This window comes from Achromobacter sp. SIMBA_011 (genome assembly GCF_046535435.1).
Classification (GTDB): domain Bacteria; phylum Pseudomonadota; class Gammaproteobacteria; order Burkholderiales; family Burkholderiaceae_B; genus Achromobacter; species Achromobacter dolens.
The window spans coordinates 1-275 of sequence record NZ_JAWRWN010000384.1 but is presented as its reverse complement, the minus strand read 5'-3'; the positions used below and the strand labels follow the sequence as shown (position 1 = coordinate 275).

Here is a 275-nt window from a genome sequence, read left to right as displayed (position 1 = left end):
CGGGCGGCGTGCTGTTCTTCGCGCGCCGCGACGCGTTCCGCCATCATCGCTCGCTGCTCACGGAAATGAACGCGAGCGAGGGTTTCGACCGCTTCGTGCAGCGGCTCGAAAAAGGCGCGGGCGCGGTCGTGCGCGTGTTCGAAACGCGCTCGCTGCCGCACTATCTCTCGTGGATGATCGCCGCGATGCTGATCGTGCCAGGCGCGTCGTTCGTCGCGCTGGACGCATTCGGCGGCACGTACGCGAGCATGCCGCCCGATCCGCTCACGCTCTGC

1 protein-coding gene is annotated in these 275 nt (G+C 68.0%); it reads left to right on the top strand.

Annotation, left to right across the window (positions count from 1 at the left end; genetic code table 11):
- Nucleotides 1-275 (top strand): hypothetical protein (locus tag SB816_RS31385; protein WP_410548165.1); only part of this gene is annotated, 275 nt, incomplete at both ends.